Source organism: Moorena sp. (assembly GCF_982860115.1).
Window position 1 is genome coordinate 1 of sequence record NZ_CEYLVT010000069.1, and the last position, 24319, is coordinate 24319.

Sequence of the window (24319 nt, forward strand, 5' to 3'; positions counted from 1 at the left end):
TGCTTTGGATCATGCCTTCATAGTATTGTCCTAAGCAACTCTTTCTCTGCTATAGCAACCTAGTAACCTGGTAATAGCGTTTCGGTTTATATATTAATTGTAAACATTGATGGAGATATGGGGGGATGGGAAGAGAGTTAATTGAGGCAAATGCAAGTTGTAAACAATTCCGATGCGATCAGATTTGATATAACCTGTAACCTATAATCTATAACCGGCAACCTGTAACCTGTAACCTGTAACCTGTAACATCCTCACCATCTGTAGCTCGAATAAATCAAATTGGGATAAGGTTTACTTTGTGAATAAGATTTAAAGTTATAGCCCTAAAAATAAAGGGATTATAAAGACGGATTTCGTACAAAAAGTATTTATACAAAAAATCTACATTAAAAATACATTTGAAGCTTAATTTAAACCTGATGAAAAACACGAGGTTCCTAGGATAAGTTTATAGAAAAAAAATGTAATTAACTGATTGAGTCACTATGAACAACCCTATGGCTATCCCATAAAACCACAGTTTGCTCTTCCAATTGCATCACTATTATGCTCAGCTTTTAGAAGTTTGTTGAGCTGGTTTTGCAAGCTCAACAGAGTCCCAGTGGTAAGTAGCTGAAAATAAATAAAGTTAACGTTGTTAACAATTGTCAAGGCATTGAATCCCTCTCTGTTTCGTTTTGCCTTGTCCAAATTTAACTTTTATTAAAAGTTTACTTTAATTTTATTCTACTACTTAACCGCTTAACCGCATCTATACTGACAAACCCGTACAACTGGTGGTAATTCCTAAATTTTAAGCTTTTTGTCGGAAAGCAGGCAAATTATGCGATCGCTAGAGTTGCTGAGCTCAAAGAGACACAAATTAGCTCTCCAGCTAAATCCGAAGTTGGAGTGACTTTTACCGAGATATGACCAGAAGACCTTAATCACTCGTTAGTACCATGACTCAATCCACGGCAAAGACCTATTCCCGTCTGAAAGTATTTCTAGCAACTACTGCGACTACTTTGGCTGGTATGTTGGCTACTACTGGTGCAGCTAATGCAGCTAGTATCACCCATACTCAGAGCATTGAATGGCAACCGACAAGTGTTGATACATTTTTCATTCTTCCCAAATTTGATGAGGCTTTGGGAACTCTCGAAAGTGTCACGATTGACCTAATCGGATTTGTCAAGGGAAATGCCCGTACGGAAAACATGGAGGCCTCTGAGAGCACAGTAACCTTGGATCTGGCATCTAAAATTGGCTTAATCTTGAGTGAACCTGATATTACCCTAGTTGAAGTGATACCTCTAGTTTCAGAACAGGTTGATCTTTTGAGCTATGACGGTGTACTTGATTACGCAGGCTCTTCAGGAGTCACATTGCCTGAGCGTACTGCTTCGGATAGCACAAGTAATACATTTATGTCTGGGGACTCTGAGTTGAGTTACTTTTTAGGATCTGGAGACCAGGACTTGATCTTCACAGCGCTTGGTACTTCCACAGTAACGGGTGCGGGCAATTTGCTTTCTGGGTTCCAGACAGACGTAGCAGGGGAAGTTACATTGACCTACGAGTACGAGTCGGTGCCAGAACCTACCAGTGTTATCGGTCTTGGTTTGGTAGGACTGATGCTGTTGACACAAACAAAACGGAATAGGAAGAGTTGAAAATTATTGAATATTGCTTTTGCCATAGTGTATCAACCGAAGTTTCCAGTTCAGTGAAACTTCGGTTTTATTTTGTTTAGTGATGAGTCATTTGAGCAATTAAGAATGGCTAATCACTAATCACTAATCACTAATCACTAATCACTAATCACCCTTTGAAGAAACTATTCCCACTCTATGGTTCCAGGAGGTTTAGAGGTAATATCATAAACTACCCGATTAACTCCCTTGACTTCATTAACAATCCGGTTGGAAATAGTTTCAAGTAAGTCATAAGGTACTCGTGACCAGTCAGCGGTCATACCATCTTCACTGGAAACAAAGCGCAATACAATCGGATGAGCGTAAGTGCGCTTGTCCCCCATTACTCCCACACTGCGTATTGGGAGCAACACAGCAAAGGCTTGCCAAAAGTCGTTATACATTCCCTGTCGGCGAATTTCATCTCGAACGATGAAATCAGCATCTCGCAGAATATTCAAGCGTTCTGAGGTCACTTCACCAATGATGCGAATCGCCAATCCTGGTCCGGGGAAGGGATGTCGGCGCACAATCGCTTCTGGCAAGCGGAGGTCACGACCGAGTTGGCGCACTTCGTCTTTAAATAGCTTGCGTAATGGTTCTACCAACTTGAAGCGCAGGTTTTTGGGTAAGCCTCCGACATTGTGATGGCTCTTGATTTTCACAGCTACCCGCTCACCGGTTTTGGGATCAACGTTAGTATGGGCTGATTCAATCACATCGGGATAGAGGGTACCCTGAGCTAAATAATCAAATGGACCAAGACGCTGGGATTCTTCTTCAAAGACGCGAATGAATTCGTGACCGATGCGGCGACGCTTTTCTTCTGGGTCAGTGACACCAGCAAGGCGAGCCAAAAAGCGATCGCGAGCGCTCACATACTCTACTCGAATACAAAATTCTTCCTCAAATAGCTTCACCAACTGCTCTGGCTCGCCTTTGCGCATGAAGCCTTGGTCAATAAACATACAAGTTAGTTTATCCCCAATTGCGCGATGGAGTAAGAAAGCAAGGGTAGAGGAATCTACTCCACCAGACAGAGCCAGCAGAACCCGTTTTTCCCCTACCTTGGCACGCACTTCTCGAATCGCTTCCTCGATAAAAGCAGCAGTGGTCCAAGTGGGTTCACACTCGCAGATGTTGTAAACAAAGTTACGGATTAGGGCAAGACCATCGGTTGAATGCACAACCTCTGGATGGAATTGCACGCCATAAAGTTTTTTCTGATAGTTAGCGATGGTGGCACAAGGGGTATTCTGAGTATGGGCAAGGACTTCAAAGCCATCTGGCAAAGTCACGCAGGAATCTCCGTGGCTCATCCACATGGTTGAGTGGTCTCGCACATTGCTCAGTAAGTCAGTGGGGTGATCAATTAGTAAGGCGGCTTTGCCATACTCAGCTTTTTTTGCCCTGGTGACTGTTCCACCTAGTTGTTGCACCATCAACTGCATCCCATAGCAAACCCCTAGCACGGGTATACCGAGATTCCAAATTTCTGGGTCACATAGGGGGGCTCCATCGTCATAGACGGAATTGGGGCCACCAGAGAGAATGATGCCCTGGGGATGAAGCTGCTGTAGCTGTTGAGCTGTGGTCTGATAGGATAGTACCTCGGAGTAAACGTTAGTCTCGCGAATGCGACGAGCAATCAGTTCCGAGTATTGAGAGCCGAAGTCCAGAATCACAATCATCTGGCGATTCAACTGCTCTCCTAGAGAGGCTACAGGCAATGCCTCTTTCTGGTAAGATAGTTTGTTGGTCCTTAGGGTTACTGCTGTGTTCGTCATGTTTAGTTGTGTGAATGTACGAACAGGTCGCTGCCTAGGTGTGCTTCTGGGCAGCATAAATTAATTCCTATGAACAGATAGGTTGAAAGCTGATGGTTTCCGTAAATTAATCCTTCAACGCCCCAACACTTTGATGTAGATGGTAGCGCTGGCATTAACCAGTTAGTCTGAGTCGTAGACTCTCATCGACGATACAGAACTCTATCTGTTTACGGTTATGTCAGTTTCCACTCCCACACGCACTTCATAGACCTGCCTGGCAGTGGTATGTCTGTTGACACTCTCGTGACTTCTAGTCAGGAGATTTTTCAGGGTTTCAGTTTATATGTCCTGAAATCCGAAGTTTCATCTGATAATCAGGTTAATTTATCATACATTGGGTTCGGCTACAAGATCCGCCCGCCAATGTATGAAGATTTATAAAAATTTATCACAAATTTGAAAATAATGTGCAACCTGTGGCACTGGTAACTATAATCTTGCGATCGCGATCGAATAATACAGAGCCCACCTGGATATGCTGCTCACTGTGTTTGCGGATGTAGTCAAAGCAGCGTTGGTCAATGGTCAATGCGATCGCATGATAAACCTGATTTACCCAATCAGTGCCCTGAGTCTGATCCCATTCACGCAGACAATTCAGGGCAGCTTCAGTGGTTTGACTGCCAAATACTTGCCTGATCAGTGGGGTTGGTACTCCTAACTGCGCACAGTGAGCGGTGAGAATTTCCAGTCGTCCATCAGCTAGGTGGTGGTGAGTGTGAAAAATTCCTCCAGCCAGTTTAATTAACTTACCATGATAGCCAAATAACAAAATTTCTGGCACCTGGGAGTACCCAGCTGCTACCAACAACGGTCCGAGCCAATTGGCTGTTTTAACCAGCCGCTCGGGATTAATCCCCAAGCCTCGCGCCAAATCTAAGCCATTTTCTCCCACACAGAATACTAGTGTTGTCGAATGTGAGGAGGCTTGCTCTTTTAGCAATTTGCTGGCTTTTGCTTTTAATTCCTCCTGGTAAGCAGCTAATTGACCAGGAGCACTCAGAGGCTGGGAAATGCCAGTAGTTCCTAGTAGGGAAAGTCCTTCTACTACACCAAAGGCAGAATTAGAAGTACGCTGTGCCAACTTCCGCCCTTCCGGCAAGATAATCGTCACCTGAATTTTCTCTGAGGGTGCTAGCAGACAACTCAAGTTATGGTGCAATAGTTTCTTAGCGTAAGCATAGATGGCTGGTTTACCTCCGGCATTGATTTGTCGTCCAATTCCTTCACCCCCTAATAACTGTATCGATTCAGTTTGCTCGGAGGAACCCCATTCTACGACTGCCCAAATTGGGGTATTACGGGTAAGGTCAAGGTTATCACCAGGGTTAGAGTGAGTGATAGCTAGCGCTACCCCTTCTCGAATCCTAGCCACTTGCTCAATGGGAATGTCTGCGGTTTCAGGAGGGTTAATTAAGTCCACTGACACCATTTCCAAGGGTTGACCGTTGCGTAACTGATGGAGAGCGGCTATGGCTGAGGCACAGGCGAATACCGGTAAGGTATATCCAGATTTAGGTAGAGAGGTGGTCATGTAACCAGGTAAAATTTGCGGACGTTTAGTTATAGCAGTTCTCAATTGGTAAGGTACAGATTTATGGGTTTTAGAGAGTAGGGAGCAGAAAGGTAATAGGTGATAGGGAAGTCAGAAGAGGCAATATGAAAAAAATACTGTCTACTTGATTACTATGAGAAATGCTATATTCATTGTATAAAATTTGTTGTTCGGGTAATTTGTAGTTTGTAATTTTGTAAGCATTAGCTGATAGCTGAATACTTAGGTTTATTTTAAGGATTAGGCTGACCGCTAAGGGCTGAATGCTTAAGGAATCCGTGTAGGAATTGTGATAATTTGTGATGCCATATTCCCTATTCCCTACTCCCTACTCCCTACTCCCTACTCCCTACTCCCTTTGCTATAGTTCCAAGGGTTTGATATAAGGCTTGAGTATGTATCCAACCTACAAAACCAGTGTAGAGACAGTCTCCTTCAGGGCTAGCTACAAATACATGGTGTATTAGTAAAGGATTCTGCCAAGTCCGAATGGAAATGCCATTTTTAAATGTTATATAGGTCTTGGCTCGGTGAAAATTTCGACCATGACCATCAGTCATACCTGGGACGGAGTGTAATTGTTGAATTAAGCTAGTAATAAAGTCTCCTGGTGGAGGAGATTGTGTGATAACTGGATTCGCCCAAAATTTCTGGATTTCTGCTGCGACTAACGGATGATTTTTGAGAGCAGCATGATGCACATTAGGTAAACAAACGAATTGACTAGGAGAAAACTTGGTTGTCTCTATTGTAATCGTTCCGTCGCTACCTTTATCACTATCACCAGCTATTACTAATGTAGGAATCACTGCGCCAATGGACTCTGCTAGTTGTCGGCGGTTGATACCTAAATCCTTTGCGATACCAATACCAATGCCAAAGGGGTCAATAATTCTAGCTAGATCTGCACCACCAATAGGAGAACCAATCAACACTAAGGATTCTACTTGTGACCACCAGTCTTGGTGACGGCTGAGGAGTTCTAGCCAAATTAAGCCACCCATGGAATGACCAATAATTCGGATTGGTGTTTGGGGATATTTGACAATGGTATCTAAGACGATGTGTTCGAGTTGGTTGATTAGGGGTTCTATCCAGAGCCAGGTTTTGAACCAACCAAGATCGGGAGCAATGATGGCAGTGCGGGATGTGGCTAAGGATTGGGCAAGGCTTGCGATCGCTTTAGAGTTATCCGCCCATCCGTGTTGTGCGTATAGAAGAAAATCTGGTTTGTGGGTCATTGCCCCTAAATCTAGGATACTGGTAGTTTCTTCTTGATTTTAGGTAGGGGAGTACACCATGAGTGAGCAATTGTGACACTCCATTGAGGGACACAGAATAGGCTTTGCAAGAAAAGGAATGCACCCTAACCGTTGCAGTATCACTGGATTCTTGGAAAGAGATGCTGCATAGCATTAGCTACAAGGGCTGAGGGACTGATTCCGGAATGGGTATAACCTATTACCAAAACTGTTTGAAACCCCATCATCCCAGCAATTATGAATACTGTAGACTATCTCCGGATTAGCCTAATTGACCGCTGCAATTTCCGTTGTCAGTACTGTATGCCTCAAGGAGCAGAACTTGACTATATCCTACGGCAAGAATTACTCACTGATCAAGAACTGCTGACTCTGCTCAAGGAGGTGTTTATCCCGGTAGGATTTAGAAAGTTTCGCCTCACGGGAGGTGAACCCCTATTGCGTCCAGGTGTAGTGGAGTTAGTTAGAGCGATCGCATCTTTACCCGAAACACAAGATTTAGCGATGACTACCAATGCCTTTTTACTGGCTGGTATGGCAAAGGAACTCTACCAGGGGGGTTTACGGCGGATTAATATTAGTCTGGACTCCCTCAATCGAGAGACATTTGACAAAATTATTGGCAATCGGGGACGTTCGCGCTGGGAACAGACTTGGGAAGGGATAAAAGCTGCCCATCAGGTTGGATTTGACCCGTTAAAGCTGAATGTGGTGGTAATTCCAGGAACTAATGACCAGGAAGTGCTGGATTTAGCTGCTCTAACCATTGACCGCTCCTGGCACGTTCGATTTATCGAGTTTATGCCCATCGGGAACTCCCAGCTATTTGGTGAGCGGGCGTGGATACCTTCGGAAGAATTACGGCAACGGATTCGCGAAAGCTGGGGTTTGATAGAATCGAGTGTCCGGGGTAATGGCCCAGCTGATGTGTTCCAGATTCCTGGTGCCAAGGGCACCCTGGGATTTATTAGTCAGATGTCAGAATGTTTTTGCGATCGCTGCAATCGGATGCGTCTATCTGCTGATGGTTGGCTGCGTCCCTGCCTACTTAATGAACAAGGTCAAGTTGACTTAAAAACTGCTCTACGCAGCGGCGTTGATACCGCTGACTTAAGAGAGCAGGTCAGACAGTTGCTGATGATTAAACCAGAAATCAACTTCAAGGAGAGAGACTCTGGTACTGATAGTTCATATACAAGGACGATGTCACAAATTGGCGGATAGTTTTTTAGGTTACAGGTTAAAGGTTACAGGTTAGAACCTTTAACCTGTTAACCTTGGCCAAAAGGCCACCCGTGCCCGTTCAACCTGTTAACTTTGAACGGTTGTCAACCTTCAACTCGGGTTAGACTTTCCTGGAGTAGTACTCAACCACCAGTAGCTCGTTAATTTGTAATGCTACCCATTCCCGATCAATAATCCCATTCACCTTCCCGGTGAAGGTGTTCTTATCAAACTCTAAATGGCTAGGAAGGTTTGCTAAGCCAGGAAATTCCAAGTTGCGTTCTACTAGACGGCGGGATTGATCACGGTTTCTAACCGCAATCACATCGCCAGGGCGACACTGATAGCTAGCAATATTAACTACTTGACCATTTACAGTAACATGACCGTGATTCACGAGCTGACGAGCCGCTGGGATGGTACCTCCCATACCCATGCGGAAGACTGTGTTATCTAGTCGCATTTCTAGCAGTTGCAGCAAAGCTTGTCCAGTGGAACCGGTGGCTCGACGAGCTTTACGGACATAGCGAATTAACTGCTTTTCAGTCACTCCGTAGTTATAGCGCAGTTTCTGCTTTTCTTCGAGACGGATCGCATATTCTGAGCGTTTCCGACGGTTTTGACCATGTTGACCAGGGGGATAGGCACGGCGGGGTGTTTTACGACTTAAACCGGGCAAATCACCCAGACGGCGAACGACCCGCAGACGCGGGCCTCTATATCGGGACATATAACTTCCTCTGTACTATCTTGTGTACTATCTTGTGTACTATCTTGACTAAAGATTTCCCAAAACTATTATCTTACAATTTATTAGGACAGTGGGCTACCCAACTAATAAGCGATCGCTCTAGGAAAGAAGACGGGGTAAAGGCTTTGAGGCAAGGTAAGCTATCAGCATTCAGCTATCAGCATTCAGCTATCAGCATTTAGCTATCAGCATTTAGCTATCAGCATTGATGATTCAGCTATCAGCGATTGGCCTGTGGCCACGGTAGTGTTCGCGCAGCGTTTGCGTAGCGCACCTTTGAATAAAATCAGCTGACCGCTCAATGATTATGACACAACTACCATAAATAATCCTTGTAAGGTTATATAGTGTCAGGATCATTAGTGATAAAAAACCGTCTGCGATTAAACCTTAGTGCTTTTATTCTGGATGATTGAAGCCCATAGACAGCTAGTAAGTGTTTTGCTATGGTTAGTCTTAAATCTAGAATAGCATCAAGTGTTGATTTGAGGCACTGATTGCCTGTTCATCGATTACTTTTATCTGAGTCCTGATAGGATTTACACCATGACAGACTTGATTACTGAAATTTTAAGTAAAGTAGGGTCAGTTGCTCCTCAAGTACCGCCATACTTTGAGTCCTTAGAAACCTACGCTGTTAAGAAAGTTTCCGATGCTGACACCATTGATGTGATTGATGGCTCCGGAGAAGAGATTACAGTGCGCTTCGTTTACATTGATGCACCAGAAACGCCTAAGGGGTGGGGTTACAAAAAACTTGAGGATAAAAATCAGGATAATGCGCTCTATCAAAGTCAATTTAAGTGGGGCAATGAAGGGAAAGACTGGGTCAAACAGTTGGTAGAAGAAAACGGGGATCAAGTTAAATTGAGAATTACCGACATCGACACTCGCTACAATCGTAAAATTGGCGAAGTTTACTTATTGGATGGCACGTTTCTTCAGCATAGTTTAGTCAAAGAAGGATTAGCACTGATTTATTACGATTTTTTTAGTAAGTGCCCTCGCGAGATGGCTATCTCTCTTCTGTTGGCAGAGGCAGATGCGGAACGCCAAGGCAAAGGGTTATGGCAAGAACCGAAGTCAGGATTTATCCAGCCTTGGTTGTTTCGTCCCCTTAAGAAAAAGCAAAAAGCCTTGCTTGGAGACCCAGATGCATATCAGCAGCTTACAGAAAAAATTCAAACCCTCTTTGAAGACTTAGAAGCTGGCAAAATGACTAACGATCAGTTTGAGGATACGTTTAAGGAGACCCTGAAGTAATACTATCAAGTGGGTGCATCTCATATTTGTAAAAAAGAAGGTAAGTGTGGGGAGATGGGGAGATGGGGAGATGGGGAGATGGGGAGATTTTTCTTATGGGTAATTATCCTAACTGTTTATAAGTTGATCAACTTATAAACAGTTAATCTAGAAATCATCAATGAATTGTGATAATTTTTTTTCCGACTCCCTACTTCCTACTCTCTATTCCATGTTCCCTATTCCCTGTTCCCTGTTCCCTTTACTATATAAATTTAAGTTATTAGCTAAACAAATTACCATTCTAATCGTTAGATTGTAACTTATTATTAAAATTTATGTAAATTTTCTTGATTTATTTGGTTTTATTGTTGACAATAATAGTAGCCATTGGTTATACTATAATCATTGAAAAAAAACCGCGCTCTCCGGCCACCAACCTACAAGCGCGGCTTTTCCCCCAAGTTACATGGAGGTAATTCTATAATAATGCGAAAAAAACGATTTGTTTATCATTCCATCGATTATCACGAAGCGATAGAGCGCCTTGAACAGCTTGCCCAACAGAGGGAGTCAAAGGGATAAAATTCCTATCCCTATCCCATCACCGAGCGCGAGCAAATCCTAATCCGACTTTACAGTTACTCCGAATTGGGTATGACACCGCAACGGTTTTACAATAAGTGGGACTTGAGTCGGGAAGATATGGCCTTGATCTGCTCTTGCTCCGTTCACACTGTTAACGGCTGGTTTAACACCAGTCGTCGCTGTTACCCTCCCACTCCTGGTCACTTGCGCCATCTGGCGATTATGGATTTCTTGTTGGAGGATTTCGAGACAATTCCTAAACCGTTATTGGAGCGACTGCATCAAGACAGCGATTGTTGTCGAAGGAGGTCAGAATGTAGAATTAAGAATGTAGAATTAAGAATGTAGAATTAAGAATGTAGAATTAAAAATGTAGAATTAAAAATGTAGAATTAAAAATGTAGAATTAAACACCTACACAGAATTAATTACCTACTCTCAATTTCTGTAATCCTTACATTGTAAGGCTTTGATTTTTGTAAAATGTGTAATCATTTTTGTGTCCCTGGTTACAAATTCTAAATTCTAAATTCTACATTCTACATTCAAATCTATTCCCATGGTTGGATTTTTACAATTAAAACAGGGATGCTAGACTGGATTTAATGTAACCTAAAATGACTCTCCCAAGGTTTTAGACTTTGGGAGTGCTTTACTGGCTGTCAATCATGAAATTACTATATTTCATAATAGTTGTCAAGTCTTTTTTTAAGCTTATTGATAATAGATGGCAGTTATCAATTGGGTGAGGTAAATCAGTTGAAAATTTTAGTAAACAGGTAACAGGTAAAAAATTATGTATACTTGATTACTATCAGAACTACGGTAATTTGAATAATTGCGTCTGAGCAAACACCCGCAGTTTAGGCTCGGGGTCATGCTCTGCTCTATCCTGCAATAAGGATCGGGTTTGGGAATGGTTAGGATAATATTTCAGGATGGCCTTAAGGGCTACTTCTCGAGGATTTTTTACTAGTAACAGTGGCAAATCATATTTATTAGCCTCAAAGGAATCATGGTCTTTATTAGCCTCAAAGAGGTCATGCTCTTTCTGAAGATCATAGGGGTCATTGAGAGTGCGATCGCGTAAAAATTCCAATAACCAAGGCTGATCATGCCAACCTTGAGCTAACTGTTCAATTGCTGTACTTCGCACCCACCAATACTGATCAGAGCGAGCGGATTTTTGAAGTAGAGGTAAGGTATCTGGGTGGTCTTGGTAACCTTGAGCTAACTGTTCAATTGCTGTACCTCGCACCGACGAAATCTGATCAGAGCGAGCGGATTCTTGAAGTAGAGGTAAGGTATCTGGGTGGTCTTGGTAACCTTGAGCTAATTGTTCAATTGCAATACCTCGCACCAACCAATGCTGATCAAATCGAGCCAATTCTTGAAGTAGGGGTAAGGTATCTCGATGGTCTTGGTAACCTTGAGCTAACTGGTAAATTGCTATACCTCGCACATCCGAATCAGTATCGGAGCGAGTCGATACTTGAAGTAGGGGTAAGGTATCTCGATGGTCTTGCCAATGGGTGGCTACTGCTACCACAGCGTTAGTGCGTATATAACAGACTAAGAATCCCTGATATTCATACTTTTTATAATCATAATTTAGATCATAGTGAATTAAGTCTTTGAAGCAATTCAGTAATTCAGTATCCGTTGATTTAATTTCATACCGATTCCTAACTTCAGACAAACAATACCCTGCCAGAAATAAATTATGAAACTTATCCTCTTCTCCATCTTGTGCCATCAAATACTCAATAATCTCTCCAGCTTTGTTGGAATCAATCATGCCGACAATCAACCTGAGCACTTCATGCCAAGATTCATCCCGCCAGTGCTGACCAAAGACTTCAGTTTTCAACTGTTCTAGGGAAATCTCCTGTTTTTTTTCAAATTTCCTGACAAATTCCCAAGCACAGAAATATTCCAAAAATGTCCGATGCACAAAGGCGTAGTAATCTGCTCCCATGAAACACAATATAAAATTGCGGGTGCGCAACTGATTAATCATTACCTTAGCAACGGATCTGGGATTAGTAACGTCTCGTAATTTCAGCTCATCTTTGATAATCCTTTCTAAATCCTCTCCACTAATCAGATTTCCCGCTAATCCCCCTTGATTTACCTGCATGAAATATGCCACTTTTCCCAGCATCTGTTGCTTATCTTGATAATCAATAGTCTTGGGATCAACACGATTATCTTCTAGTAATGCTCGCTCTACATCCCATTGATGGAGCAGTAACCGAGACGCTTGGTTATAGAGTTCAGAGCGGTCACGAGGCAATTCTTGATTGCGGTTCAGGATTGCCATCATGGTTAGTAATAGGGGATTTACCGCCAGTTGTCGAATCGGGGAGGATGTGTCAATTGCTTTTTGTAAGCGCTCCTGTTTCCTAACTTTATCGGCTTGATTCGTAAAGGTTAACTCATGCCAGTGCTCGATAAAGGTTTGAATTTGTTCCGACTCCAAGTCTTGGAGCATAACATGACGAAATTCAGCATTTCGTAGCCGTTGGGGTTTATAACCAATGACGCGAGATGTAACAATTACTCGTACCTTAGGATAGGTATTGCTAAAGCGATGAATATCCGTAATCACATCGTCTCGTTTCCCTGGTTCAAAGACTTCATCCAAGCCATCAAACATCACTAATACGTTACCACTCTTTAACTGGTGATGCAGTTGATGTTGATTCAGATGACAGATGGAGCCACTGCTTTGATGGCAGAATTCCAAGAAGTTATTACACTGTCCACTATCGCGATTGCGGATATAGGTGCGTAATTCAATCAGTAAGGGAATTGGTAGAGAAAGGGCAGTAGTCAGATCTGTTCTTGCCCAATTTAATGCTAAATATTGCAGCAAAGTAGATTTACCGGAGCCTGGGTCTCCTAAAACTACGAAATAGGGATAGCCTTGAGAGTCATTAATAACATCCAATACGGATTTAAGCGGCTGTTGATGATAAATCTCTTTGGCTCGCTTCAACTCCTCTAGCTCAATTTCTATGTCTAGTTGATCACTATCTCCCAGTTGTCTATAATAATCTTTAGGAAGTTCATGAAGAGCTGACGGCATCAGGTCATGAACCTCTCGCACATTTTGGGGGATAAATATTTTCCATAGTTTTAGTTCGTTATAGGCATAGCCACTGGTATCTAAACTATCCAAGCCGAGATTACCGTAGCGCTCTAGGAGTGCTTCTTGATAGGTGCTTAAGTCAAAGTCTGGGATAATGCCTGCTGTAGCGTTAGTGTTTTGTGCAATCGCATCCAAGGTTTGGGAATCTCGGATAGGCCGTAACTGATCGGATTCCCGGATGATAGTGTGTACTTGCTTGAGATACTGTCTAGCAATATACTTCCAACGAAATTCTTCTGGTAATGGTAATAACTTAAGCTCAATCCAAGTCTTGGCTAATGTCTCAGTATCTATTTGTTCACAGCCATACTTAAACGCACTTCCTAGGATAGCTTTAATGGATTGGTTTTTAATATACTGCTTGAGGGGTTTAGTATACTGTTTTAATTCTGGCTTGGATAGGTCAGCATCTTCCAATTCCTTTTCAACTAAAGCTACAAATTCTTTTAAGGCTTTACCGAAGAGTTTTTTCTGGGTAGTTTGATCCGATAGTCCAGTATACTCTTTGATAGACTCTTTGAAGAAGTCTTTGGTGTAGTCTTCTAGAGCTTCTTTTGCCAAGGGACCGATCACTTCTTTAGCGAGATAGCCACCAGCACTAGAAATTCCCCAAACTGCTAACCAATCCAGCATGATATTGGTAGTTGTTTTTTGGTTTATTTATCAGTATAGAGCAAAGGAAGTAGTTAGGTAGGGTGTATTAGGGGGGCTCGCCGTTATTTTCCGCCTCGTAGCCAGCATTGGTAAAGCCCGCCCCGTAAGGCCCCACGGAGTCGGGAGTGGCAGATGGCAAAATTGAATGTACCTAAAAACCTGTACAAAATTACCTCATTGATTAGGAATTACTAGGTTTGGGTATTGATAAATGATTTTTTTCGTCTTGTTTTGCTAAAATCTTTCACATATACTGCTTTAGTTAACTGCATTGGTGTGATTGCTATCTAGTTTCATGGTCTAGAGTACTGTAATCTAACAAACGAGTACTGGTGTGTAACAAACGGGTACCCATTTCCCGTTAACCAGTACTGCTAACTAACAAACGAGTACTGGTGTGTAACAAACGGGTACCCATTTCTCGTTAACCAGTACTGTAATCTAACAAACGAGTACCCGTTTATCATTAACTAGTACTAGTTGACAAAAACCAGTACTGTTATCTAACAAACGAGTACTAATGTGTGAATAATTTGACCTGGTGGGTGGAACGGGCATCGAGCTGAACTTGAACACCAACGAGCTGAACAATTAGCAGAACGGTTACGACAGATGGGTATTAATCCCGATGAAATTTAACCCCTGTCTGAGTTGGTGGGTGTATCTAATTAAAGCTGTTTGACCCGGTGGTGGGTGAGATTATGTTCGGATAATTGGGGACAATACTGATAGATTGGCAATCTTTTTCAGTGCTACTGATACTGAGGATAATTCCTTAAACCCAGTGATCAATAAAATTCGGAAAACTGTTGTGAACAGAATTGGGTTAAATCCAGATTACCTGATTCCTGTTCCTAAATAGACAATTCCGAAAACAGGGATTGGCAAAATTCAGCGCCAGGAATTGAGAAAAAGATTTGAGGCTGGTGAATTTGATGGCATATTGAAAGGCTGATCATTGACCTCAAAGCCATTAGACGCTTTATCCAGCAGTAGCCTTCCTTTTAAGACGTAGGCTGATCCAGATCATTTGCTTAAGAGGTAAAGGAACCTCTGGATGTAACCCTTCCACAATTTCTTCAAAGGTTTTAATAGACCCAGGATAAACAGAAACTAGCCATCCTTCTTTAGCAAGGCAGGTGGCCAAAGCAAACTCCTCAAGAATGTAGGTTGTACTCAGGTACATTTTTTCCTCTTCCACCTGTTCATCCCGGTTGAGATAGGTCTGGGCAAAGGAGTTGACCATGTTTTGAAAAGATTCATCCTTTTGATAAAGACTCTGAACGTCTTTGTAATAGATATCAAATTCTAATTGCTTCTCTATTTGGGAAGCCATCTGGAACTGGAATTGACAACTTCCACAGTATTGCTGAAACAAGAAACGGTTTTCATTAATAAACATCTCTCCAGTGCGAATTGCCTCCAGCCAAGCTTGATCCCCTTTAAGTCCCTGTCTAGCCTCAATTGTCAGTCTATATACACTGTCGCAAACTAGTACTAGGCAAGCTTTGAAGTGTTCGCTAATCCATTTGATGGAGGCTTCGATGCGCTCACTATCAACGAAGTTTCTGCTTCCCAGGCTGATTCCGAAAACACACTTTTGATACTCACAGAGGGAGCTACGTAGGTTAGGGGGAGAGACCTTGGCTAAGCTTGCCTTATACCGATGAACTTGGGTGATATTGGTAGTATATTGGGTCAACTTTAACTCGGGTATCTTAAGATCGATTGTTTTGCTTATTTTAGACTGAAGCAGCTTTAATTGTTCCAGGGAAAGCTGATTCCATTCAAAATTTTCGATGATCCTTTCTTCGTCCCTGTGGCTACTCATTATTTTAGATGTTTTTGGCAGCAATCTGGTAAGCTGACAGTAAAAAAGTAGGGTGCGTTAGGGACGGGATAAACCTACTTTTTTCGGTAGCCAGTGTTGGAAAAGTCCGTCCGAAAATTGTAACGGGCAAGATGCCCGTTCCACCCATCGGGTCAAACAGCTTTAATGAGATGCACCCGAATTAAACGTCGGTTTCAAATAAGGCAAGGCGCAATCGCTCCGCTGAATCTTCCATTTCTGCCAGGGACTCCAGGCTAGCTGCCACGCTGCGTTCAATTCCTAAAATTTCTGCCGCTTTAGCCACAGATGCTTTTTCTTTGTCATGGTAATTACCATCGGCTCGACACATCTTGATCGCTTGGTACAACATGGTTCGGCGAAAATTCAGGGGAAAGTCATACTTGAGACTACTCAATAGCTCCTCAACGCTAGCATTTTTCCAATCGAATTGGCTGAGCGCTTCAATGTATTCTTTTTTTTCTTCAGATTCGACTACCATCATTTCCTGTTCGTCAATATACCACTGTAATTCGGCTTCTGCCAGTTCCCCATCCGCTCCAGCAATCGCCATTAATGCACCGCTGTAATTCACGGCTACCTCAAAATCAATTGGTTTAGTGCCGTTATATTTATGCTTGGAATATGGGGTCAGCTGGAGACTTTTTCCATTTGTCATAGTTTTGCTCTCTGTTTTTGATATAGGTGTTTTGAGCAAGTTTATTCTACCACAAGATAAATTGATGGGATCATGGTGGAAACCCCCTGTTTGTCAAGTTTATAAAACTCAATACTTTGAGGTTAATAACGTGTAGGTTAAGAATATTATCAAGAAAATTATCTAGGAATTAATAATATAAAACTGTCATAAAATCACAGACTATTTGTTAAATTTTTATTAAATATTTATTTGTGTAAAACGGGCATCTTGGTGGAACAGGCATCTTGCCTGTTTCCTGCCCCAAAATTTACTGATTGCTGACAGCTGACGACTGTTCGCGTAGCGTGCGCGTAGCGCATATGCTTACTTAGCCACAGGTACCTGTTGGGTAATACAATGAATCCCTCCTCCACCTTCAGCCAGTATTAGACTATCGACACCAACAACCTTCCGCCCAGGGAAAACCTCACGCAGAATAGCAAGGGGAGCATCATCTTGGCTGGAGTCACCAGCAACTGGAACGATCACACCATTATTAGCAATATAAAAATTCATGTGAGCAATATCTAAGCCAAGAGGAATCTCAACAATCTCAAACTTACGTCCGCGAGCATCAGTACTTTGTTGTAATCGATGCTTAGCATCCCGACAAATCTTGTAGTTTGGATCATTCCTATCATCAGTGCTATGAAGTAAGACCAATCCAGGTGCTGCAAATGCGCAAATCCCATCCACATGTCCATCTGTGACGGGATCAGGTACGATACCACGACCTAGCCAAACCACGGTTTCAGCCCCGAGATAGTCCTTCAACAATCGCTCAACTTGAGACTTACTCATCCTGGGGTTGCGATTAGAGTTAAGTAAACATTCTTCAGTGGTGATAATCGTGCCTTCACCATCTAATGTCACACCACCACCCTCCAACACTAGAGAGGATAAGTACATGGTAGTCTCAAGATAGTGAGACAATCGCGCCTTTAGTAAAGCATCCTCGTGATAAGGGGGAAACTTACCGCCCCAACCGTTAAAGGTAAAGCCAGCTACCCGACGTGAACCCTTGCCGTTCACCAAAAACATTGGACCGGAATCCCTTGCCCAGCCATCGTTTACTGGAAACTCAATTAGTTCGATATCTGAACTCAACAAGCCCTTAGCCACACCCTTGTCTTGAGGATGAACAACCATCACCACCGGTTCAAACTCATTGACAGCATTCGCCACTGCTGCCCATTCCCGCCTTGCCTTCTTCAGACCATAGCCTTTCCAATTCTGAGCTGGAGGAAACACCATGATCGTGAATTCATGGGGCTGCCATTCCGCTGGAAAGAAAAAGCCATCCTCAAGGGGTGTTGTCTGTTTTAATAACGTCACTCCAGTGCTGCTATAGTCCGGCATTTCACTACTATCAACCTCACTTCTGACCCTTGAGCAAACTGCTGACCAACCCAAGGTACTAGCAGCTGAAAGAACACTTAACTTCAGTAATCTTCTACGATTCAACATAGTGTGTATCTATTCTAGAGTACTTATCAATTGGCTAGGGAGTAGGGAGTAGGGAGTAGGGAGTAGGGAGTAGGAATTCTCCCATACTTCCCACCCTCCCCACACTTCCCTCTCTCCCCATACTTCCCACCCTCCCCACACTTCCCACACTTCCGACACTTCCGACACTTGCCATGGTTTTCGATGGTGAATGCTAGCAGCGATATCATAGAGTGGCTCAAATGTCCAGTGACAGGTGATCTGTTTTTTCTACTGATGGTCAAATTAAGGTAATTAGAGATTCTGTAATGCGGTGTGATTGCAATTACACCTTTGGGTAATGGGGAAAGTGTTTTCACCATTACCCTTCTTACCCATAAAGAAAATGCTAACTAATATATAGCGTTTGTATCTGGGTTGTAAAGTCATCGATAGCTAGCTTGCCTATTGCCTTTTGCCTATTGCCTTTTGCCTATTGCCTATTGCCTTTTGACTTTTGACTTTTGCCTTTTGACTTATGACTAAAATAACTGACGAACTCAAAACCGAAATTTTCTACCCCGATAGTGATGGTAAGCCTATGACAGAAAGTGATCCTACTCGGGATTATCTGATTTATGGCGTAGAAGCCTTAAAAAGTTATTTCAAAAATCGGGAAGATGTTTATGTTTCCGGTAACTTATTTATTTACTACCAGAAAGGAGAACCCGATCAGGTAGTTTCTCCCGATGTATTTGTGGTTTTTGGCGTGGAAAACAAACAGCGAAGAAGCTACAAGGCTTGGGAAGAAGGAGGAAAATTGCCCAGTTGGGTATTAGAAATAACCTCAAAAAGCAGCCGGAATAGTGATCAAAGCACGAAACGCCAACTATACCAAACTATGGGAGTATTAGAATACTTTCAGTATGATCCTACCGGGGATTATCTTAACCCGCCACTTAAGGGATTACGTTTGGTGAAGGGAAAGTATCAACCTATCCCCAGCAAGTCTTTAGGGGATGGAGATTTTGCTATTGATAGTGAAGTCTTAGGTCTAGAGCTGCAAGTGCATCAGGGAAAACTAGAATTTTTTGATCCGAAGCTGGGTAAAAAGCTATTAAATTTTCAAGAACTGGAGATAGCTTATCAACGAGCAAAGTTAGAGCAAACCACAGAAACTCAAGCCCGACAACAAGCAGAGTTAGAGCGAGCTGCTGAAGCTCAAGCCCGACAACAAGCAGAGTTAGAGCGAGCTGCTGAAGCTCAAGCCCGACAACAAGCGGAGTTAGAGCGAGCTGCCGAAGCTCAAGCCCGACAACAAGCGGAGTTAGAGCGAGCTGCTGAAGCTCAAGGCCGACAACAAGCGGAAAAAGCGCTACAAAATGCTATTTCCCCGTTATTAAGCTTAGGCTTGACTGTTGAACAGATAGCTGAAGCACTAAATTTATCAGTGGCAGAGGTTAACCGTCACATTTAAATTGGTTATTCCCCCTTGCCTGTTCCCTGTTCCCTATTCCCTACTCCCTACTCCCTGCTCCCTACTCCCTTGCTGAATGACCAATGACTAATGAGCAATTAAAACCTAAATTTTTCTACCGCAATACTAATGGTACACCAATGGCAGAAAGTGACCCTAACCGAGATTATATCATTTATGGCGTAGAAGCCTTGAAAAACTATTTCAAAAATCGAGACGATGTTTATGTTTCCGGTAACTTATCGATTTACTACCTAGAAGGCATATATGATGCGGTAATTGAGCCTGATGTATTTGTAATTTTCGGAGTAGAAAATAAACTACGAAAACACTACAAAGTTTGGGAAGAAGGCGGAAATTATCCCAGTTGGATCTTAGAAGTAACTTCAATAAGTACTAAGGGAACTGATCAAAGGTTTAATCGCCAAACATACCAAGATATGGGAGTATTAGAATACATGCAGTATGACCCTGTGGAAGATTATCTCCAACCACCCCTGAAAGGATTACGTCTGGTGGAGGGAAACTATGAGCCTATAGCTAGCAAACCTTTAGGAGATGAAGATTTCTCGATTTACAGTGAAGTCTTAGGTCTAGAACTTCAAGTGAATCAGGGAAAACTAGAGTTTTTCGATCCAAAGTTAGGTAAAAAGCTATTAAACTTTCAAGAACTGGACATGGCTTATGAGGAAGCTGAACAAGCACTACATAAAACTGAACAAGCACTACAGAAGGCTATTTCCCATTTATTAGGATTAGGGTTAAGTGTGGAACAGATAGCTGACGCTTTGAGTTTATCAGTAGAAGAGGTTAATCAAAGAGTGCAACCTTAACTAAGGTCAGTTTTGGATAAGCGATCGCTAGCAATAGCTTCTGTAAGGTAGCTTTTTGGGGGCTTTTGCAACAAAAAAATGTAGGGGTTGGTTCATACTACCCCTACATTAAAGGCTACTAATTTGTTAATAACTTCTTGATTTTGCTACTAGCTAGTCAACAGTAAAATATCAATCCTTAACGAGTACCAATAGAACGAGTACCAATAGATGGAGCGACAGAAACTATTGGAGCATTTTCTAGTGCTACTGGTGCTTCGTTAACCAAGGTTGGTACAGAGTTGCGGAGTCGTGCGGTTAGCTGGACGGTGGTAGCGTCATAGATCTGAGTCACAATTTTCGGATACAAACCAATGCCGATAATTGGTACTAACAGACATGCAATAATAAACACTTCCCGAGGTTCCGCATCAATCAAGGCTTCGTGGGCGACTAATTCCTTGTTTTCCGGACCATATAAAATCTCCCGCAGCATGGAGAGCAGGTAAACTGGTGTTAAGATAACCCCGATAGCTGCCAGGACGATCACTAATACCTTGAACAAGGAACCGTAAGCATCACTGGTGGCAAAGCCAACAAACACCATCACTTCTGCGACAAACCCACTCATTCCGGGTAATGCTAAGGATGCCATAGAACAGGTTGTCCACATGGCGAACATTTTTCCCATTCTCTTACCAACACCCCCCATCTCATCGAGCATCAAGGTATGGGTACGGTCATAGGTAGCTCCTACTAAGAAGAATAGGCTGGCACCGATTAAACCGTGGGAAATCATTTGCATCACTGCCCCACTCATGCCTAAGTCGGTAAAGGAAGCAATACCAATTAAGACAAATCCCATATGGGAAATGGATGAGTAAGCAATCTTACGCTTGAGATTACGCTGGGCAAAGGAGGTAAGGGCAGCATAGACAATATTGACAATCCCTAAAATCACCAATACCGGAGCAAAGACGGCATGGGCATCGGGTAGCATGCCAGCATTCATGCGGATTAGGGCATATCCCCCCATTTTCAGCAGAATGCCAGCCAGGAGCATGTGTACCGGTGCTGTGGCTTCCCCATGGGCATCTGGTAACCAGGTATGTAGAGGGAAGATGGGTAGCTTGACCCCGTAAGCAATCAGGAAGCCTCCGTAAAGCAGTAGCTGGAAATTGAGGGCGTAATCTTTGAGGGCTAGCGATCGCATATCAAAGGTTACGGTATCTCCATAGAATGCCATGCCTAAGGCAGCTAGCAAGATAAACAGGGAACCCCCTGCGGTGTAGAGGATAAACTTGGTAGCTGCATAGAGACGCTTTTTGCCCCCCCAGATTGACAGTAGCATGTAAACTGGAATTAACTCCAGTTCCCATACCAAGAAGAACAACAGCATATCCTGAACAGCAAATACAGCAATCTGACCACCGTACATTGCCAACATCAGGAAGTAAAATAGCTTAGGCTTGAAGGTTACCGGCCAAGCTGCCAGCATCGCTAGGGTAGTAATAAAGCCAGTCAGTAAAACGAGAGGCATGGATAAGCCATCTACACCTACTGACCAATTCAAGTCCATTTGAGGCACCCAGCTGTATTTTTCGACCAGTTGCAGTTCTGGGTTGCTCAGGTCGTACTGGGTCACAAAAGCATAGACAATTAGGGCAAAATCAATTAGCCCGATAATTAAAGAGTACCAACGCTCCCAAGTCCCATTTTTTTCTGGCAGAAACGGGAGCAGAAGCGATGCTGCAATCGGAAACAGAATAATTATTGTTAGCCAGGGGAAATCTGTCATAGTCAACTAGTCAGTCACCATTGGTCAAAATAAAATTGCAAATTGTTAATTGTTAATTGTTAATTGTTAATTGTTTATAAACAACTAACAATTAACAAAGCAGGTCAGGTCACACCTGAGACAATTACTAAACCCAGTACTGCGAGGAAGACAATTAGAGCATAGAATTGGGCACGACCGTTTTCTACGTATTTCAGTGCTTCACCACTGAGCAGGGTAAAAAAGCCAGTCAGGTTTACTACACCATCAACGATACGGTAGTCAACCTCCATAACTTGCCGTGCTAATCGGCGGCTTCCCTGAACAAACAGCCGGTCATAAATTTCATCGAAGTACCACTTATTGAGAGACAGCTGATATAGGGGCTGGATTTTTTTAGCGATCGCATTGGGGTCAATCTTGCCCTGTAAGTACATCAGTACCGCAACGGAAATCCCAATCAGACCGATTCCCACGGAACTGCCGCCCATAATCAGAAATTCTGACCAGTCAAAGGCTTCTGCTTCTGCCACGACTTCGGCTATGGTTTCACTGGCTGGGTGGATAAATTCCTCAAAGTAGTTGTTAAAGGGAGTTCCCACCAAACCAATCAGTACCGATGGCACGGCTAAAACTAACAACGGTAGAGTCATCGTTAAGGGTGACTCATGGGGAAACTCACTGTGGTGGTGGTCGTGGTGATCATCGTCAGCCTGAGCCTCAAGTTCTCGTACATCCATAGCACCAGGACCAAAAGCAGGTACAGCTACACCAGCAGCTTCTTTGAGTTGATGACGAATTTCCATCTCATTGCCCCGAAATTCCCCTTCAAAGGTGGAGAAATACATCCGGAACATATAGAAAGCAGTCATTCCAGCGGTCAGCCAGCCAATTACCCAAAGTATTGGACTTACCTCAAAAGTACTGCCTAAGATTTCATCTTTTGACCAGAACCCTGCGAAGGGGGGAATTCCACAAATTGCCAAGGTTCCAATTAGGAATGTCAGGGAGGTAATGGGCATAAACTTACGCAAGCCTCCCATTAACCGCATATCCTGAGCTAAAATCGGGTCATGGCCAACCACAGCTTCCATACCGTGAATTACTGACCCAGAGCAGAGGAACAGCATGGCTTTGAAATAAGCGTGGGTCATCAGGTGAAATAAGCCAGCACCATAGGCTCCAATGCCCATTGCCATTACCATATAACCCAATTGAGACATAGTCGAATAGGCTAACCCTTTCTTAATATCATTTTGAGTAATGGCAATGGTTGCCCCTAAGAAAGCGGTAAATGCTCCCGTCCAGGCAATCACAGTCATGGCGACTGGAATCCCTTCAAACACGGGGTACATCCTGGCAATCAAAAACACCCCAGCAGCTACCATGGTTGCGGCGTGAATTAGGGCAGAGATCGGGGTTGGGCCTTCCATAGCATCGGGAAGCCAAACGTGGAGGGGAAATTGGGCGGATTTAGCCACCGGACCGAGAAACACTAAGACAGCGAACACAGCTGCCATGCCTGCACCCAGGTAACCGGATTCCACAAAGGTTTCCAGATTGGCTCCCATGACATCAAAGTCGAAGGTGCCAGTGGCCCAGTAGAGTCCCAACATGCCTAACAGCAGACCAAAGTCTCCGACACGGTTAGTAACGAAGGCTTTTTGACAAGCATCTGCTGCTGCCTTACGGTCATACCAGAATCCAATTAGCAGGTAGGAACACATTCCCACCAGTTCCCAGAAAATATAAACTTGCAACAGGTTGGCAGAAACCACCAAACCGAGCATAGAGGAACTAAACAAGCTTAAATAAGCATAGAAGCGCACATAACCGGGGTCATGAGCCATGTAGCCATCGGTATAAATCATGACCAGAAAAGCTACGGTGGTCACCACTACCAGCATCAGTGCGGTTAAGTGATCGATGGTATAGCCCATCATGAGGTGAAAATTGCCAGCAGCAGCCCACTCCAGGGTGCGTTGATAGGGTTCATGACCATGAAATTGACTCCAGAGTATAGCAAAGGAGAACACCATGGACGCCCCCAAGAAGGAGACAATCAATACAGCTAACAGCTGCCGCAGACGGTTCGTTGCTCTATTGAAGGAAATTAGCCCCAGACCAACCAGCATTGCCCCTGCCAAGGGAAACACTGGGATTAGCCAGGCATATTGATAAAGCGGTTCCATTTAAGACAGCCTACTTCAGATTTCGTTACTATTTTGGCAAACTGTTAACCGCTGATGTCTAAAGTTTTTCTTTTTGTTTGTCTGTAGAAGGCCAGACGCTTTAATCTCAACTGCACTATAGCAGCCTAGACCATGGACTCACTGTCGGCATTGGCTTACGGTGACTACTA

General features: G+C 43.3%; 17 protein-coding genes. 6 read left to right on the plus strand and 11 right to left on the minus strand.

The features are described 5' to 3' along the window. Positions 1–944: 944 nt before the first annotated feature. Positions 945–1658, plus strand: coding sequence for a choice-of-anchor E domain-containing protein (locus tag AC4II3_RS13855; RefSeq protein WP_488013550.1), 714 nt, complete (start codon positions 945–947; stop codon positions 1656–1658). Positions 1659–1822: 164 nt separating this feature from the next. On the opposite strand, the gene guaA is transcribed toward AC4II3_RS13855, so the two are convergent. The 3 genes from guaA to AC4II3_RS13870 all read right to left on the minus strand — a co-directional run bounded on the left by guaA (position 1823) and on the right by AC4II3_RS13870 (position 6304). Continuing rightward, entirely contained in the window at positions 1823–3466 is a 1644-nt protein-coding gene (guaA, locus tag AC4II3_RS13860; RefSeq protein WP_488013548.1) for a glutamine-hydrolyzing GMP synthase, read from the minus strand. A gap of 430 nt (positions 3467–3896) precedes the next feature. Continuing rightward, positions 3897–5042 carry a cobalt-precorrin-5B (C(1))-methyltransferase CbiD gene (cbiD, locus tag AC4II3_RS13865; RefSeq protein WP_488013546.1) on the minus strand — a complete coding sequence of 382 codons (1146 nt, stop codon included), beginning with the start codon at positions 5040–5042 and terminating at the stop codon, positions 3897–3899. Positions 5043–5398: 356 nt separating this feature from the next. Beyond that, entirely contained in the window at positions 5399–6304 is a 906-nt protein-coding gene (locus tag AC4II3_RS13870) for an alpha/beta hydrolase (RefSeq protein ID WP_488013544.1), read from the minus strand. A 258-nt stretch (positions 6305–6562) separates the two neighbouring features. On the opposite strand from AC4II3_RS13870, the gene moaA reads away from it, so the two are divergent. Continuing rightward, positions 6563–7549 (plus strand): GTP 3',8-cyclase MoaA, encoded by a 987-nt coding sequence (gene moaA / locus AC4II3_RS13875; protein ID WP_488013542.1) that lies wholly within the window; start codon positions 6563–6565, stop codon positions 7547–7549. Between the two features lie 121 nt (positions 7550–7670). On the opposite strand, the gene rpsD is transcribed toward moaA, so the two are convergent. Continuing rightward, positions 7671–8279, minus strand: a complete 609-nt coding sequence (rpsD, locus tag AC4II3_RS13880) for a 30S ribosomal protein S4 (RefSeq protein ID WP_070395435.1) — start codon at positions 8277–8279, stop codon at positions 7671–7673. Between the two features lie 567 nt (positions 8280–8846). Here rpsD and AC4II3_RS13885 point away from each other — a divergent pair. Beyond that, on the plus strand, positions 8847–9563 hold the full coding sequence (locus AC4II3_RS13885; protein ID WP_488013540.1) for a thermonuclease family protein: 717 nt from the start codon (positions 8847–8849) through the stop codon (positions 9561–9563). Positions 9564–10199: 636 nt separating this feature from the next. Continuing rightward, the gene (locus AC4II3_RS13890; RefSeq protein ID WP_488013538.1) at positions 10200–10478 is read left to right on the plus strand and encodes a helix-turn-helix domain-containing protein; all 279 of its coding nucleotides are present in this window, start codon (positions 10200–10202) and stop codon (positions 10476–10478) included. 472 nt (positions 10479–10950) lie between these two features. Here the strand turns inward: AC4II3_RS13890 and AC4II3_RS13895 are convergent, their stop codons facing one another. The 5 genes from AC4II3_RS13895 to AC4II3_RS13915 form a co-directional block, all read right to left on the minus strand. Beyond that, positions 10951–13917 carry an NACHT domain-containing protein gene (locus tag AC4II3_RS13895; protein WP_488029094.1) on the minus strand — a complete coding sequence of 989 codons (2967 nt, stop codon included), beginning with the start codon at positions 13915–13917 and terminating at the stop codon, positions 10951–10953. Between the two features lie 1003 nt (positions 13918–14920). Further along, on the minus strand, positions 14921–15769 hold the full coding sequence (locus AC4II3_RS13900) for a tRNA-dependent cyclodipeptide synthase (RefSeq protein ID WP_488006790.1): 849 nt from the start codon (positions 15767–15769) through the stop codon (positions 14921–14923). 181 nt (positions 15770–15950) lie between these two features. Continuing rightward, positions 15951–16445 carry a tellurite resistance TerB family protein gene (locus tag AC4II3_RS13905; RefSeq protein WP_488006792.1) on the minus strand — a complete coding sequence of 165 codons (495 nt, stop codon included), beginning with the start codon at positions 16443–16445 and terminating at the stop codon, positions 15951–15953. Positions 16446–16790: 345 nt separating this feature from the next. Next, a complete protein-coding gene (locus AC4II3_RS13910; protein ID WP_488006794.1) occupies positions 16791–17933 on the minus strand; it encodes an agmatine deiminase family protein in 1143 nt (380 codons plus the stop codon). Between the two features lie 34 nt (positions 17934–17967). Next, a complete protein-coding gene (locus AC4II3_RS13915) occupies positions 17968–18108 on the minus strand; it encodes a hypothetical protein (protein ID WP_488006796.1) in 141 nt (46 codons plus the stop codon). A 321-nt stretch (positions 18109–18429) separates the two neighbouring features. On the opposite strand from AC4II3_RS13915, the gene AC4II3_RS13920 reads away from it, so the two are divergent. Continuing rightward, positions 18430–19368, plus strand: coding sequence for a Uma2 family endonuclease (locus AC4II3_RS13920; RefSeq protein WP_488006798.1), 939 nt, complete (start codon positions 18430–18432; stop codon positions 19366–19368). Positions 19369–19451: 83 nt separating this feature from the next. Continuing rightward, positions 19452–20201, plus strand: a complete 750-nt coding sequence (locus AC4II3_RS13925; RefSeq protein WP_488006800.1) for a Uma2 family endonuclease — start codon at positions 19452–19454, stop codon at positions 20199–20201. Between the two features lie 178 nt (positions 20202–20379). On the opposite strand, the gene AC4II3_RS13930 is transcribed toward AC4II3_RS13925, so the two are convergent. Then, on the minus strand, positions 20380–21978 hold the full coding sequence (locus AC4II3_RS13930; protein WP_488006802.1) for an NAD(P)H-quinone oxidoreductase subunit 4: 1599 nt from the start codon (positions 21976–21978) through the stop codon (positions 20380–20382). A gap of 104 nt (positions 21979–22082) precedes the next feature. Further along, on the minus strand, positions 22083–24149 hold the full coding sequence (locus AC4II3_RS13935) for an NAD(P)H-quinone oxidoreductase subunit 5 (protein WP_488006804.1): 2067 nt from the start codon (positions 24147–24149) through the stop codon (positions 22083–22085). Between the last annotated feature and the right edge of the window lie 170 nt (positions 24150–24319).